Source organism: Halarcobacter anaerophilus, assembly GCF_006459125.1.
Lineage (GTDB): Bacteria > Campylobacterota > Campylobacteria > Campylobacterales > Arcobacteraceae > Halarcobacter > Halarcobacter anaerophilus.
In genome coordinates, this window is record NZ_CP041070.1 from 1224031 (window position 1) to 1238661 (window position 14631).

Sequence of the window (14631 nt, forward strand, 5' to 3'; positions counted from 1 at the left end):
ACTTTTCGATAAAATAACCAACTTTAAAATATTAAAAGGAATTAATATGCAACCAAATACCTTGGCGATTCATGCAGGTTATGAAAAAGATGAACAACTTACTATGGCGGTACCTTTATACCAAACTACTGCATATGAATTTAAAAGTACGGAACACGGAGCAAACCTTTTTTCTTTAAAAGAGTTAGGAAATATTTATACAAGATTATCAAACCCTACAACAGATATTTTTGAAAAAAGATTTGCCCAAGTTGAAGGTGGTGCTGCTGCACTTGCAACAGCTTCCGGAATGGCAGCAATTTTTTATGCAATAGCAAACTGTACGAAAGTTGGAGACAATATCGTAACTTCAGACAAACTTTACGGTGGAACATATACTCAATTTGTACATACACTAAAAAGATTTGGAGTAGAAGTTAGATTTTTCGATACTTTTAACGTACAAACAGCTGAAGAATTAATTGATGAAAATACAAAAGCAATATTTTTTGAATCAATCTCAAATCCGTCAATTGATATTCCCGATATTGAAAAAATCGTTGAAATAGCAAAAAAACATAAAATTTTATCAATAGTTGATAATACGGTTGCTACTTCATATATGTTTAGACCTTTTGACTGGGGAATTGATTTATCTGTTCACTCAACTTCAAAATATGTAACAGGACAAGGTCTTGCTATGGGTGGAATTATTGTTGAAAGAGAAGGCTTAAACGAGTTTTTAAAAGGAAACGACAAATATGCACATTTTAATGAACCTGATGAATCTTACCACGGTTTGGTTTATACAGATTTAGATTTTCCTGCATTTTGTTTAAGAGCAAGACTTAGTCTTTTAAGAGATTTAGGTTCTGTTCCCGCACCTTTTAACTCTTGGCTAATGATTCAAGGTTTAGAGACTTTAAAAGTTAGAATGCAAGCTCATTGCGATAATGCAATGAAAATAGCAAAATTTTTGAAAAACCATCCAAAAGTAAAAGAGGTAAAATATCCGCTTTTAGAGGGTGATAAAAATTATGACAATGCAGTTAAATATTTAAAAGACGGAGCAAGCGGATTGCTCTCTTTTGATGTAGGTTCATTTGATGTTGCTAAAAATGCAATAGATAAATTAAAAATATTCTCACTTGTAACAAATATAGGTGATACAAAATCTATCGTAACACACAGTGCATCTACAACACATCAGCAGCTGAGCGATGAAGATTTATTGGCTTGCGGTGTAACTCCCGGGCTTATTAGATTATCTATCGGTATTGAAGATGTAGATGATTTAATAGCTGATTTGGATAATGCCTTAAAATAATAGAATGGAAATAAATACAGATAGAATTAAATTTAATGAGCCGCTTAGATTAGAAAGCGGTAGGATTTTAGAAGAGTTTGAGCTTGTATATGAAACTTACGGTAAATTAAACGAAGATAAGTCAAACGTAATCGTAATCTGTCATGCCTTAGCAGGAAGCCACCACGCAGCGGGAAGATATGCCGATGAGGCAAAACCCGGATGGTGGGACAGATTTATAGGTGACGGTAAAGCAATAGATACAAGAAAATATTTTGTAATTTGTTCAAACAATTTAGGAAGTAACTTCGGCTCGACAAATGCTTTAAGTATTGATCCAGCTACAAAAAAAGAGTATCGGCTTAAATTTCCTATTTTGACTATTTCGGATATTGTAAAAGCTCAAATGAGACTTTACAAAAAGCTTGGAATCTCAAAAGCAAAAGCAGTAATCGGCGGAAGCATGGGAGGAATGCAGGCTCTTTGTTATGCAATAGAACAACCTGATTTTGCCGAACATATTTTTGCTTTAGCTACAACGGCTTTTACAAGACCTTGGGCTATTGCCGTAAATAAACTTGCAATAGAAGCCATAAGACACGATCCTTCTTTTAAAGACGGATTTTATAAAAAAGATGATTTGATAGCAAAAGGACTTCCGGGACTTGCAATAGGAAGAATGGCAGGTTTAATTGCCTATCTTAGTCCTAAACTTTTTAATAGAAAATTTGGAAGAGACTATTCAAGAACAGACGGGCTTTATGAACTTTTCGGAAGATTTGAAGTTGAAAGATATTTGGAATACAATGCTTACAATTTCCCTAAGATTTTCGATCCTCTTTCATATCTTTATATCTGTAAAACAATGAACATCTTTGATGCAGGAAGAAATGAAGATACCTTAGAAAATTCATTTGCAAAAGTCAAAGGAAAATTACATCTAATCTCTTTTTCCGATGATATGCTTTTTTTCCCTGAAGAGATGGAAGAGATAAGAGATATTATGATAAAAATAGGAAAAGGCAATCAAATAACATACAAAATGGTGGAGAGTCAGTCAGGGCACGACTCTTTTTTGGTTGAAGTAGAAAAATTTGATAAATATATAGTAGAACTATTGGAGAGTTAATTATGAGTGAAGAGATAAAAGAAGAGATAGAAAGCTTAAGTTTTGAGAAAAAAATAGAAAAAGCAAAAGAGCTTTTAGAAAAACTCTCAAATCCTCAAATAACCCTTAGTGATTCGTTAGATGTCTACAAAGAGGGGATAAAAGAGCTAGAAGAGGCTCAAAAACTTCTTGATGAAGCAAAACTGATTTTTACAAAAGAAGAGAAAGAAAGTAGCGAACCTTTTTAAAAAAATATTGCAAAATGTTATATTTTTAAACTTGCCTTTTAAAACTTGGTAAACTTCTTCAAAACACAGGAGAAGTTTATGAAAGCAATCACACAGTTACAAAGCATAGATAAACCAAGAGAAAGACTTTTTAGATATGGACTTAGCGCACTTAAAAATTATGAACTAATAGCTGTTCTTTTAGGAAGCGGAATTCAAGGTAAAGATGTAATAAAACTATCACGCGAAATAGAAAAATATTTTGATTCAAACTTTGAAAATATAGATTTGCAAAAACTTTTAAATATACACGGTTTAGGTAAAGCCAAAGCTTCTCAAATAATAAGTGCAATAGAGCTTTCAAAAAGGTATCTTCTTGATATACAAAGTTATAAAATAGATTGTGCTTTGGATGTATATGAAGAGCTTAAACCCTATAAAAACAAAAAACAAGAGTATTTCTTGACTCTTTATTTAGACGGAGCAAATAATCTGCTTGAAACAAAAATCATCACAATAGGAACATTAAATCAAAGTTTGGTACACCCAAGAGAAGTATTCTCCCACGCAATAGAAAAAAGATGTGCCAGTATAATTGTAGCTCATAATCATCCAAGCGGAGTATTAAAACCAAGCAGCGAAGATATAAAAGTAACAAACAGATTAAAAGAATCGGGAAAGATCTTGGGAATTGAACTTTTAGATCATTTGATTTTTACAAATGAAGGTTTTATAAGTTTGCAAGAAGAGGGGATATTATAAAGTTTCGTTAAACTCTTTTAGCTCTTTTAATTTGATAACCAAATTTTGAAGTAAAGGTTTAGGAGCAAAAGGAAGCAAAGAAATAAGTTCTTCTTCTAAAGAGGACTCTTTTTTATTGTATGTTTTTTTAGGTTCGTTAACTACTGTTTTTTCATAAGATTTTAGACTAAATCTTTTTGATATTATGTCAATCTCTTCTTCTGTTGCAGTTTTTAGTATATTTTGAAAGAATTTTTTTCGGCTTTTTTTATCGCAGGTAAAAAGTTCTTGTTCAGTTACTTGTAAAACTTCTGCAATATAAGGAATAAGTTCTATTTTTACGGCAATAGTTCCGTCAAGATATTTGTAAATAGTTTTTTCAGTCGGAGTTTCTCCTGTACTGTGAAGTTTAGGTTCCAAATCTCTAAGTCTTTTGGCAAACTCTCTTTTTGTAAGATGTTTTTGTTTTAATAAACTATTTATTCTCTCATATACTTCCATACAATTCCCTTTCTCATATAATTGTATTGAAATAAATTATTTATTTAATAGAAAATTAATACACTTAAAAGTAGAATTAGCTTTATACTTTTAGTTTCTAAGTTCTATTTTTATAAAATTTTTTCAAAGGTTAATAAAATGAGAAATAAATTGCAGAATCTTATTCATTTTTTTATATTTTGTAGTTTAAATTATTTTTTATATATTCTAAGTCTCAATATGAACGACAACACTCTATTTAGCGATGAAAAAGTGTTATTTTTTATTTTGGTTATTTTTTTAAATATTCTATTGCTCTCTTTGCTTTTTTTACAAAAACAAAGAACATCAAAAAGAGTTTTACTAAATAAACTGGAAGAGAAAAAAAGAGAGTTTGAAATTTATAAAAATAATTTTGAAAACAGATTAAACCAAGAATTAGAAAAGAGTGAAGCAAAAGATTTGATAATATATGAGCAGTCAAAAAGTGCAAATTTTAGAAAAAGAGAAAAAAAAGAGGTTTTTGATATAGGTTTTTTAATCGATAATTTAATCCAAGTAGAGAGATTTCATAATATCAATATCTTATATACAAATAGTTTTTCCCTCTCTTTATACAGTTATAAAGATGAACTTTTTCAAGTTTTGTACAATATTATAAAAAACTCTCAAAAAATATTTAATCAAAATGAAATAGAAGAAAAATATATCTTTATAGAAGTAGATTCAAAAGATGAAAATATAATAATAAATCTAAAAAGCACAATAGGAAAAATAGAAGAAAAGTTGGAAAACAATTTCTTCAATCCCGCAACAATTTTACAAAAAAAATCAAAACAAACGGATAATACTTTGTATATAACCTACCTGATAATCAAAAATACCCTAAAAGCAGATATAAAAATATCAAATACACAAATTGAATATAAAAATAAAGACTATGACGGAGTGCTTTTTTCTCTTACTCTTCCAAAAACATAATTTTACTTCCAAAGCCTAAATTAAAGCCGTATGACTATAAAGTTTTTGTAAAATACAAACTTTTAAAAGAGGAAAGCAATGGGCGAAGAGAACAAACGAAGATTAGAACAACAGTTATGGAATATAGCAAATACCCTAAGAGGTAAGATGGATGCCGATGAGTTTAGGGATTATATCCTTGGCTTTATTTTTTTTAAGTATCTATCTGAAAAAATGGAAAGCTATGCAAATGAAGTATTATTAGCACAAGATGATTTTGAATATAAAGAAATTGATGAAAATACAGATATAGGAAAAGAGTATTTAAATGATATAAAAGAAGAATCTCTTGATAGACTTGGATATTTTCTCAAACCAAGTGAACTTTTCTCTGCTATTGCAAAAAGAGGAAACAGCGACTCAAACAATTTTATCTTAGATGATTTGACAAAGATTTTACGAAATATTGAAGCTTCGACTATGGGGCATGAGAGTGAAGATGATTTTGAAGATTTGTTTTCTGATATTGATCTTACTTCTAAAAAACTTGGACGAAGTGAAGAGCAAAAAAATACTCTTATCTCAAAAGTTTTAGCTCACCTTGATGAGATAAACTTTGAACTAAAAAATCATGATAGAGATGTACTTGGTGATGCTTATGAGTATCTTATCTCACAATTTGCAGCGGGAGCTGGTAAAAAAGCAGGGGAGTTTTATACTCCTCAAAGTGTCTCAAAAATCTTAGCAAAAATAGTTACGACAAACAAAGAGAAACTAAAATCAGTATATGACCCCACTTGCGGTTCTGGCTCACTTCTTTTAAGGGTTGCAAAAGAGGTGAAAGATGTATCAAACTTCTATGGACAAGAGTTAAATAGAACCACATATAACTTAGCTCGTATGAATATGATAATGCACGATATTCACTATAGAAAATTTGATTTAAAACAAGAAGACACCCTAGAGCGACCACAACATGAGGGAATGAAGTTTGAAGCAATAGTTGCAAATCCGCCATTTTCTGCTCACTGGTCGGCAAATCCACTTCATCTAAGTGATGACAGATTTTCCCAATACGGAAAGCTAGCACCTAAAACAAAAGCTGATTTTGCTTTTGTACAGCACATGATACACCATCTTGATGACAATGGAACTATGGCAGTAGTATTACCTCACGGAGTTTTATTTAGAGGAAGTGCAGAAGGACATATAAGACAATACTTGATTGAAGATAGAAACTATCTTGATGCAGTTATAGGCTTACCTGCAAATATCTTTTATGGAACTTCGATACCTACTTGTATTTTAGTATTTAAAAAGTGTAGAGAAGATAGTGATGATATACTTTTTATAGACTCTTCAAAACATTTTGAAAAGATGAAAAATCAAAATTATCTTCGAGAGCAAGATATAGAAAAACTTGTGACAACGTACAGGGAAAGAATTCAAGAAGATAAATACTCATACAAAGCAAGCCTAGAAGAGATAAAAGAGAACGACTACAATCTAAATATCCCAAGATATGTAGATACTTTCGAAGAAGAAGAGGAAATTGACTTAGATGAGGTTTCTATTGAGTTAAAAGAACTTGATAAAAAAATAGTTGAAAATGACTTAGTGATAAAAAGCTTTTGTGATGAGCTTGGTATTAAAACTCCCTTTTAAAATGAAGAGTGAATAATGAAAAATGAAAATATAAGAGTACCAAAGCTTAGGTTTAAGGAGTTTTCTGGGGAGTGGGAAGAAAAAACTCTTGGTAATTTAGCTGATATAAAAACAGGAAATAGAGATACACAAGATAAAGTAGATAATGGCACATATCCTTTTTTTGTTCGTTCTCAAACTATAGAAAGAATTAATTCTTATTCTTTTGATGGTGAAGCAATTCTTACAGCTGGCGATGGTGTGGGTGTAGGAAAGGTGTTTCATTATCTAAATGAAAAATTCGATTATCATCAGAGAGTTTATAATATACATAATTTTAAAAATAATGTTTTTGGAAAATATATATTTTTTTATTTTTCAGAGAATTTTTATAAAAGGGTAATTAGATTGAGTGCAAAAAATTCTGTTGATTCTGTGCGAATGGAAATGATTTCAAAAATGCTTATTCCTTTACCACAAAAACAAGAGCAAGAAAAAATTGCCTCTTTTTTATCCTCTATTGATAAAAAGATAAATCAACTATCAAAAAAAGACGAGTTACTACAAAACTATAAAAAAGCTATGATGCAAAAGATATTTTCCCAAAAGCTTAGATTTAAAAAAGCAGATGGAAGTGATTATACTAAGTGGGAAGAGAAGAAGTTAAATCAAATAACAAAAGTTTATGACGGTACACATAGCACTCCAAAGTATGTTAAGTCAGGAGTACCATTTTATAGTGTTGAACATGTAACTGCAAACCAGTTTGAAGAAACAAAATATATTTCAGAAAAAGTATTTGAAAAAGAGAATGAAAGAGTAAAACTAGAGAAAAATGATATTTTAATGACTAGAATAGGTGATATTGGTACTTCAAGACTTATAGATTGGGATGTTAGAGCTTCTTTTTATGTTAGCCTTGCCTTAATTAAAAATAATAAAAATTTTAGTTCTTCTTTCCTTAATCAGTTTATTAAATCTGATTATTTTCAAAGACAGTTGTACAGTAAAACATTGCATGTAGCCTTTCCTAAAAAGATTAATTTAGGAGAAATAGGTGAATGTTTAATCAAATTACCTTCCCTAGAAGAACAAATAAAAATAGCAAACTTTTTATCCTCTCTTGATACAAAAATATCACAAAATAAAAAAGCCCTAGAAGAGACTCAAAAGTTTAAAAAAGCACTTTTACAAAAGATGTTTGTGTAGGTTACGAATATTTGTTCTTAGTAAAATATTGATATAATAATTTTTATTGATATTAAAAAGGTTAATGGAGATAAATGAGTAAAGAGAAGATAAAGATTGTTCAAAATATATTAAAGAAGCAAGGTAATTATAATTTAGCTATAAAATTGGAAAATGCCTTTTTTGAAATAAAAGTAGAACATGAATGGGGTGGCAATAGCTACAATATAATGAATATTAACGTTCATCCAAATTATTTCTTAGAGTTAAAAAATATTAATGAAATAGAAAAAAATTTATTATTAGAAATCGTAAATGGTATTTATGAATCAGAAATTAGTTTTATTGAATTTAAAATAGATACTGATGTAAATATTGAAAATATAAGTGATACATTATACATATTTGTTGATGAGGCTGGAGATTTTGATTTCTCTTCAAAAGGCTCAAAACATTATATGTTTACTTTTTTGGCAAAAAGAAGACCTTTCAATCTACATGAATATATTTCAAACTATAGATACTCATTGTTGGAGAGAAATTTAGACCCATTTATTGATAAAAGATTAGATATAGAAGCATTTCATGCTTGTGAAGATAATAGTCATGTAAAAAATGAATTATTTAATATCATCTCTACTTTTGATGAAAGTAGTGTAAAAGCATACTCTTATGTATTAGATAAGCCAAAAGTCTTACCTGATAAAAGAGCACAAAAAGATAAGTTTTATATTGATAATCTTAGTTTTGCTATTCAAAAGCTTTTGGATGAATTGCAAATTGATAAAAACTTTGTAATTATCACAGATAGATTGCCAGTACAGAAAAATAAAAACAAACAAGTTGGGGCTTTAAAAAAAGGGATTAAAGAGTATTTAAAAAATAAAAAACTTGATAAACAAATAAGATATGATATTTTTCATCATTGTAGTGCATCAAGTGCAAATCTTCAAATTGTTGATTATATCTGTTGGGCAATATTTAGAAAGTTTGAAAGAAATGATGATACATATTATAAAAGAATTGAAAAATATTTGATAAAAATTGATGAAATGACTAAGGATAGAAAAAAAGTTCATTATGATAAATGACCCATTCTACCTATCTTGCGAAGCCTCCCTTGGAGTCTTATCAGTAGATGGGAACTTTTGTAAAAATATTATATCCGATTATCGGATAAATTTCAAGGTCATTTGACCTAATCAAATATTTAAAAGCTAATATTTAAAGATGAATAAAACAAAGAGTAAAGAAATGATAAAAACAAAGTATTTATTATATAAATTTAAACAGTATAAAAATAATAAGTACTTTTATTGGTACAAAACTGATAATAAATATTTTACTCAAACAAAACCACCCCAAAATATACTTGATAAAATAACAGCTTCAAAAGAGCAAGTAGACAAAAAAGATATTATCTTAAATCCATGGAAAGAGTGGAATACAAACGATATACAAAAAATCATCACAAAAGACGGTGTTTGTATAAACTATCTAAAATCTACAGATGATGAGTATATTACAAAACAAGAAGATTTGAAACTATTAGAAGTTTATAGTTTTTTAGTAGAAAACTTTGATATTTCAAAGTCTTTTGGTTTTGAAGAGATTAAAAAATGGCACAAGATGATATTTGAAACTATATATCCTTTTGCTGGTAAAGTTCGTACAGTAAATATGAGTAAAGGAAGTGGAGTAGATGCTTGGGAATGGCGCTTAGAATTTTTAAATGCTTTGCCTGATTTTGATAAGTTTTTAAAAGAAGTTACTAAAAAAGAGTATGAAGATATTGAAACTATTTCCCAAGATTTATCAAAGATAATATGTGAGTTTTTATTTATACATCCATTTAGAGAAGGAAATGGAAGAGTAAGCAGACTAATATGTGATATTATCTTAGCTAAAAATGGTTTGCCAATGATTGGATTAAACTTGAAAAAAAGTGATAATTATATACAAAGAGTACATAGTGGATATGAATGTGACTATGAACCTATGAAAGAGTTACTAAAACAAAAGATTGAAGAGGAAATTATGAATGTATAAGTTTATAGTGTTCATTAAGCTCTTTTTTTGTGATTTTAGAACCTTCAACTTTAGCAGAACTATGAACAGAGTTTACAATCATTTTTCTTTTTTTAGTAACAGAAGAGAAGTGTTTGTTACTATTTGCAATAGTTTTTTTCATAAAAATATAATCCTTTTAAGTATCTTGTATTATACTAAAAAGATGATAAATAATCAAGTGTTTTTACTTGAAAATCAAAGCGTCAGGTGATAACAATGAATAATCAAAATATCTTAATTTACGAAAACCAAAATGGAAATATCAAAGTTGATGTACGATTTGAAGATGACTCAATTTGGCTTAGTCAAAAACAGCTTGCAGAAGTTTTTGGAAAAAGTGTTAAAACAATAAATGAACATATTGTAAATATATTTCAAGAAGAAGAATTAGATAAAAATTCAGTTATCCGGAATTACCGGATAACTGCAAATGATGGCAAAAACTATGATGTCTTACACTATAACCTTGATATGATAATAGCCTTAGGTTTTAGAGTTCGTTCAAATACTGGTACAAAGTTTAGAATCTGGGCAAATAAAAAGCTAAAAGAGTACATCACAAAAGGGTTTGTACTAGATGATGATAGATTTAAAAATGGCAATCAAATGTCATATTTTGATGAGCTTCAAAACCGTCTTAGAGAGATACGACTTAGTGAGAAGTTTTTCTATCAAAAAATCAAAGATATCTATATGACAAGCATAGATTATAACCCAAAAGATGAAAAAACAATAGAGTTTTTCAAAATAGTTCAAAACAAACTTTTATGGGCAGTATCATCTCAAACAGCAGCCGAACTAGTACACAATCGTGTGGATATTACTAAACCACTTTTAGGTATGAGTTCATATGATAAAGAAGATAAAAATATCACAAAAAAAGATGTATCTGTTGCAAAAAACTATTTAAATGAAGAGGAGATAAAACTTCTTGGGCTTTTAGTAGAACAATACTTAGCCTTTGCAGAAACGATGGCAAATCAGCAAACACCTATGTATATGAAAGATTGGATTGAAAGACTTGATTTGATTTTATCTATGAATGGAAGAGAACTTTTGAAAAATGCTGGAGAAATCTCTCACCAAATGGCAAAAGAAAAAAGTGAATTAGAGTATAAAAAATATAAAGAAAATCAAAAACAAATAGAAAAAAAGATAAGTTTAAAAGAACTAGAAAATGATATAAAAAGATTAAAGTAGGAATAGAAAATTGAGTACCCAAAGTGAAGCCATACTAGAAGAAAACCTTATCAAACAACTTGAATCTTTAAAATACCAAAGAGTATTTATAAAAGATGATGAACAGCTAGAACAAAATCTAAAAAGACAGTTAGAAAAACACAACAAAACAACTTTTTCCCATAATGAGTTTAAAAAGATACTAAACCATCTGCAAAGTGGAAGTGTCTTTGAAAAAGCAAAAAAACTAAGAGATAAGTATGTTCTAAATAAAGATGATGGTACAAACTTTTATATGGAGTTTCTAGACTCTGAACACTGGTGTCAAAATCTATTTCAAGTAACAAATCAAATAAGTGTAAACGGTACTTATAAAAACAGATACGATGTAACTATCTTGATAAATGGTTTTCCTTTAGTACAAATAGAACTAAAAAGAAGAGGTTTAGAGTTAAAAGAAGCCTTTAATCAAATCAATCGTTATCAAAAACACTCTTATGGAGCAAACAGTGCTTTATTTCAGTATGTTCAAATCTTTGTTATAAGCAATGGAGTAAATACAAAATATTACGCAAACAATAAAAAACAAACCTTCAAACAAACCTTTTTTTGGGCAGATAAAGAAAATAAAAACATCACAAATATAGAAGAGTTCACAAGTTCTTTTTTAGAGCGATGTCATATCTCTAAGATGATATGTAAGTATATAGTATTAGCCGAGGTTGATAAGATACTTATGGTTCTAAGACCTTATCAGTTTTATGCTGTTGAAGCTATTATCGAACAAGTTACAACATCTACAAGAAACGGATATATTTGGCATACAACTGGAAGCGGTAAAACCTTGACCTCTTTTAAAACTGCACAAATACTTATGAAACTTCCAAAAGTAGATAAGGTGGTTTTTGTAGTAGATAGAAAAGATTTAGACTTTCAAACCACAAAAGAGTTTAACTCTTTTAGTGATGGAAGTGTAGATGGTACAGATAATACTGCTACTTTAGTCAGACAATTTAGTGATGATACCAAATTAATAGTTACAACAATTCAAAAACTAAACACAGCAATCAAAAAAAGAAAATATATAGAACAAATGTCAAAACAAAAGGATAAACATATAGTTTTTATTTTTGATGAGTGCCATAGAAGCCAGTTTGGAGAAACACACTTAAATATAAACAAGTTCTTTACAAACAATCAAATGATAGGTTTCACAGGTACGCCAATATTCCCTGAAAATGCTATGGGAAATAAACTAGGTAAAAGAACAACAACTGATTTATTTGATGATAGACTTCATAGATATGTAATAACAGATGCCATAAACGATGACAATGTTTTAAAATTTTCCGTTGAATATATAGGAAGATATAAAGAGAAAGAAAATAGTGCCACAAATATTGATATAGAAGTTGAAGATATAGACAGACAAGAGCTTTTTGAAAGTGATGATAGAGTAGAAAAAATCGTTGATTATATCATAGCAAATCATGCTAGAAAAACTCACAATAAAGATTTTACTGCAATGATGACAGTTAGTTCAGTGGATATGCTTTCAAAGTATTATGAAACCTTTAAAAGAAAACAACACAATCTAAAAATAGCAACTATCTTTTCATATAGTGATAATGAAGAAGATAAAAATGCAGATGGTTTATATGAATCAGATGGTGCACATATAGATGAAGAACATATAAACAAACATAGTCGTGAAAAGCTAGATGAGTATATCAAAGATTATAATAAGATGTTTGGTACAAAATATAGCACCAAAGATAGTAAAACTTTTTATAACTATTACAATGAACTATCAAAAAGAGTAAAAAAAGGTGAAGTTGATATTCTTCTTGTAGTAAATATGTTCTTAACAGGTTTTGATAGTAAAAGATTAAATACCTTGTATGTGGACAAAAACCTAAAATACCACGGACTTATACAAGCTTTTAGTAGAACAAATAGAATACTTGATGAGGTAAAATCTCAAGGAAATATAGTATGTTTTAGAAATATCAAAAAAGCTTGCGATGATGCAATAGCACTTTTTTCAAGAAGTGACGCAAAAGATATTATTTTGATGGAACCATATGAAGAGTATGTTAAAAAGTTTAATGAGGCTTTTAAAGTTCTAATAAAAATAGCACCAACAGTAGCTAGTGTAGATACTTTGATAAGTGAAGATGATAAACTAGAATTTATCAAAGCTTTTAGAGAGTTAATGAGAATCAAAAACATCTTAGAAGGGTTTAGTGATTTTAAATGGTCTGATCTGTCTATGAGTGAACAGATGTTTAATGACTACTTATCAAAATACTTAGATATGAAACCAAAAAGAGGTGAACAAGGTGAAAAGGTATCTATTTTAGAAGATGTGGATTTTGAACTAGAACTTATACACAAAGATGAGATAAATGTAGCCTATATTTTAAAACTTTTAGCTAAATATAAAGATTCAAATGAAGAAGAACAGAAAAAACAAAAAGAAAATATCTCAAATATCTTGACAAACAATCCACAACTTAGAAGTAAAAAAGAGCTAATAGAGAAATTTATCAATGAAAACCTATATGCAATAAATGAAGAGGATATAGAAGAGGAGTTTGATAAGTATTGGGAAGAACAAAAAGATAAAGCCTACAAAGAGTTATGCGATGATGAAAATCTTGATTGCAAAAAAGTGAGAAGAGTTGTAGATAAATATATCTATGAACAAAGATTACCTTTAAAAGATGAGATTGCAAGTACCTTAAAAGTAAAACCAAAACTTTTGGAAAGAAAAAAAGTAATACCAAGAGTATTAGATAAGATAGTAAACTTTGTTGAAAAATTTTATGATGATATAGGAACACAAACTGCAACAAACAATAGTAGTTATGAAATAAACATGGAAGAGTTAAAAACAGCCCAACCAAAACCTGAGTATAATAAGTAAATTCATACTATTTTACTCAACTTTTTCCCTTGATTTAAGTCATAGAACTTTAAAAAAAATCTGCTATTATTACATCATATGATAAAAATAAACTATACTTATATAGTAAGGATTTACGATGAATGAGATGCATGAATTTTTCAACAGACAGATAAAACTTTGGGGTGAACAAACCCAAGATAGCCTGCAAGATAAAAAAGTGGCTATTATAGGAAGCGGAGGTCTTGGTTGTTCTTTGGGAATTGCCCTTGGAGCTTCGGGAATAGGGGAGTTTACTTTGGTGGACTTTGATGAGGTGGGTATTCACAATATTCACAGACAAATAGGGTTTAAAGTAGGAGATGACGGAGAATATAAAGCTGAAGTTTTAAAAGAACTTATGGAAGCAAGATGCCCCTATACCAAAGTAAATATTTTTACCGAGTCTTTCGATGATTTCAAAAAAAGAGATTTGACTTTTGATTTACTTATCGATGCAACGGACAATCTTCCTACAAGAGCTTCTATAAACGAATATTGTATAAAACACAAACAGCCTTGGATTTACGGCTCTGTTGAAGAGTTTCACGGGCAGGTTTGTTTTTTTGAAAATGCCTCTTATGAAGCCGTGTTTAAAATAAACGATAGAAAACCAAACGGTATTGCTTGTCCTATTGTTATGCATATAGCTTCACTTCAAGCAAATTTGGCTTTAAGATATCTAGCAGGACTTCCCGTAAAAAAAGATATTTTATATTATTTGTCTTTTGATCAGGAGGGAGTTTTACAAAACCAAAAATTTAATCTGCCTGCAAAATAAATCAACATCTATTTTTGATGT

The 14631-nt window shown here is 29.2% G+C and carries 14 protein-coding genes; 12 read left to right on the top strand and 2 right to left on the bottom strand.

The window, feature by feature from the left end:
• Positions 1 to 46 precede the first annotated feature (46 nt).
• From AANAER_RS06055 to radC, 4 genes are all read left to right on the top strand, one after another.
• A complete protein-coding gene (locus tag AANAER_RS06055; protein WP_129081911.1) occupies positions 47 to 1306 on the top strand; it encodes an O-acetylhomoserine aminocarboxypropyltransferase/cysteine synthase family protein in 1260 nt (419 codons plus the stop codon).
• 4 nt (positions 1307 to 1310) lie between these two features.
• On the top strand, positions 1311 to 2414 hold the full coding sequence (gene metX, locus AANAER_RS06060) for a homoserine O-acetyltransferase MetX (protein WP_129081912.1): 1104 nt from the start codon (positions 1311 to 1313) through the stop codon (positions 2412 to 2414).
• A 2-nt stretch (positions 2415 to 2416) separates the two neighbouring features.
• Entirely contained in the window at positions 2417 to 2641 is a 225-nt protein-coding gene (gene xseB / locus AANAER_RS06065) for an exodeoxyribonuclease VII small subunit (RefSeq protein WP_179951812.1), read from the top strand.
• A 78-nt stretch (positions 2642 to 2719) separates the two neighbouring features.
• Positions 2720 to 3382 (top strand): RadC family protein, encoded by a 663-nt coding sequence (gene radC, locus AANAER_RS06070; protein WP_129081913.1) that lies wholly within the window; start codon positions 2720 to 2722, stop codon positions 3380 to 3382.
• On the opposite strand, the gene AANAER_RS06075 is transcribed toward radC, so the two are convergent.
• The gene (locus AANAER_RS06075; protein ID WP_129081914.1) at positions 3377 to 3862 is read right to left on the bottom strand and encodes a helix-turn-helix domain-containing protein; all 486 of its coding nucleotides are present in this window, start codon (positions 3860 to 3862) and stop codon (positions 3377 to 3379) included. The two genes, radC and AANAER_RS06075, sit on opposite strands and share 6 nt — an antisense overlap.
• A 267-nt stretch (positions 3863 to 4129) precedes the next feature.
• Between AANAER_RS06075 and AANAER_RS06080 the strand changes: the two genes are divergently transcribed.
• The 5 genes from AANAER_RS06080 to AANAER_RS06100 all read left to right on the top strand — a co-directional run bounded on the left by AANAER_RS06080 (position 4130) and on the right by AANAER_RS06100 (position 9682).
• The gene (locus tag AANAER_RS06080; protein ID WP_218937437.1) at positions 4130 to 4822 is read left to right on the top strand and encodes an ATP-binding protein; all 693 of its coding nucleotides are present in this window, start codon (positions 4130 to 4132) and stop codon (positions 4820 to 4822) included.
• Between the two features lie 78 nt (positions 4823 to 4900).
• Positions 4901 to 6466: a type I restriction-modification system subunit M gene (locus AANAER_RS06085; RefSeq protein ID WP_129081916.1), complete on the top strand. Its 1566-nt coding sequence runs from the start codon at positions 4901 to 4903 to the stop codon at positions 6464 to 6466.
• Positions 6467 to 6481: 15 nt separating this feature from the next.
• Positions 6482 to 7654, top strand: coding sequence for a restriction endonuclease subunit S (locus AANAER_RS06090; RefSeq protein WP_129081917.1), 1173 nt, complete (start codon positions 6482 to 6484; stop codon positions 7652 to 7654).
• Between the two features lie 74 nt (positions 7655 to 7728).
• Entirely contained in the window at positions 7729 to 8724 is a 996-nt protein-coding gene (locus AANAER_RS06095; protein WP_129081918.1) for a DUF3800 domain-containing protein, read from the top strand.
• A gap of 139 nt (positions 8725 to 8863) precedes the next feature.
• Positions 8864 to 9682, top strand: a complete 819-nt coding sequence (locus tag AANAER_RS06100; RefSeq protein WP_129081919.1) for a Fic/DOC family protein — start codon at positions 8864 to 8866, stop codon at positions 9680 to 9682.
• Here the strand turns inward: AANAER_RS06100 and AANAER_RS14960 are convergent.
• On the bottom strand, positions 9669 to 9824 hold the full coding sequence (locus tag AANAER_RS14960) for a hypothetical protein (RefSeq protein ID WP_164969344.1): 156 nt from the start codon (positions 9822 to 9824) through the stop codon (positions 9669 to 9671). The genes AANAER_RS06100 and AANAER_RS14960 overlap by 14 nt on opposite strands.
• Before the next feature lie 95 nt (positions 9825 to 9919).
• Between AANAER_RS14960 and rhuM the strand changes: the two genes are divergently transcribed.
• The 3 genes from rhuM (at position 9920) to AANAER_RS06115 (ending at position 14610) form a co-directional block, all read left to right on the top strand.
• Positions 9920 to 10903: a RhuM family protein gene (gene rhuM / locus AANAER_RS06105; RefSeq protein WP_129081920.1), complete on the top strand. Its 984-nt coding sequence runs from the start codon at positions 9920 to 9922 to the stop codon at positions 10901 to 10903.
• Between the two features lie 10 nt (positions 10904 to 10913).
• Complete coding sequence (locus AANAER_RS06110; protein ID WP_129081921.1) at positions 10914 to 13811, top strand: type I restriction endonuclease subunit R; 2898 nt, start codon at positions 10914 to 10916, stop codon at positions 13809 to 13811.
• 127 nt (positions 13812 to 13938) lie between these two features.
• Positions 13939 to 14610, top strand: a complete 672-nt coding sequence (locus AANAER_RS06115) for a HesA/MoeB/ThiF family protein (protein ID WP_129081935.1) — start codon at positions 13939 to 13941, stop codon at positions 14608 to 14610.
• Positions 14611 to 14631: the final 21 nt, after the last annotated feature.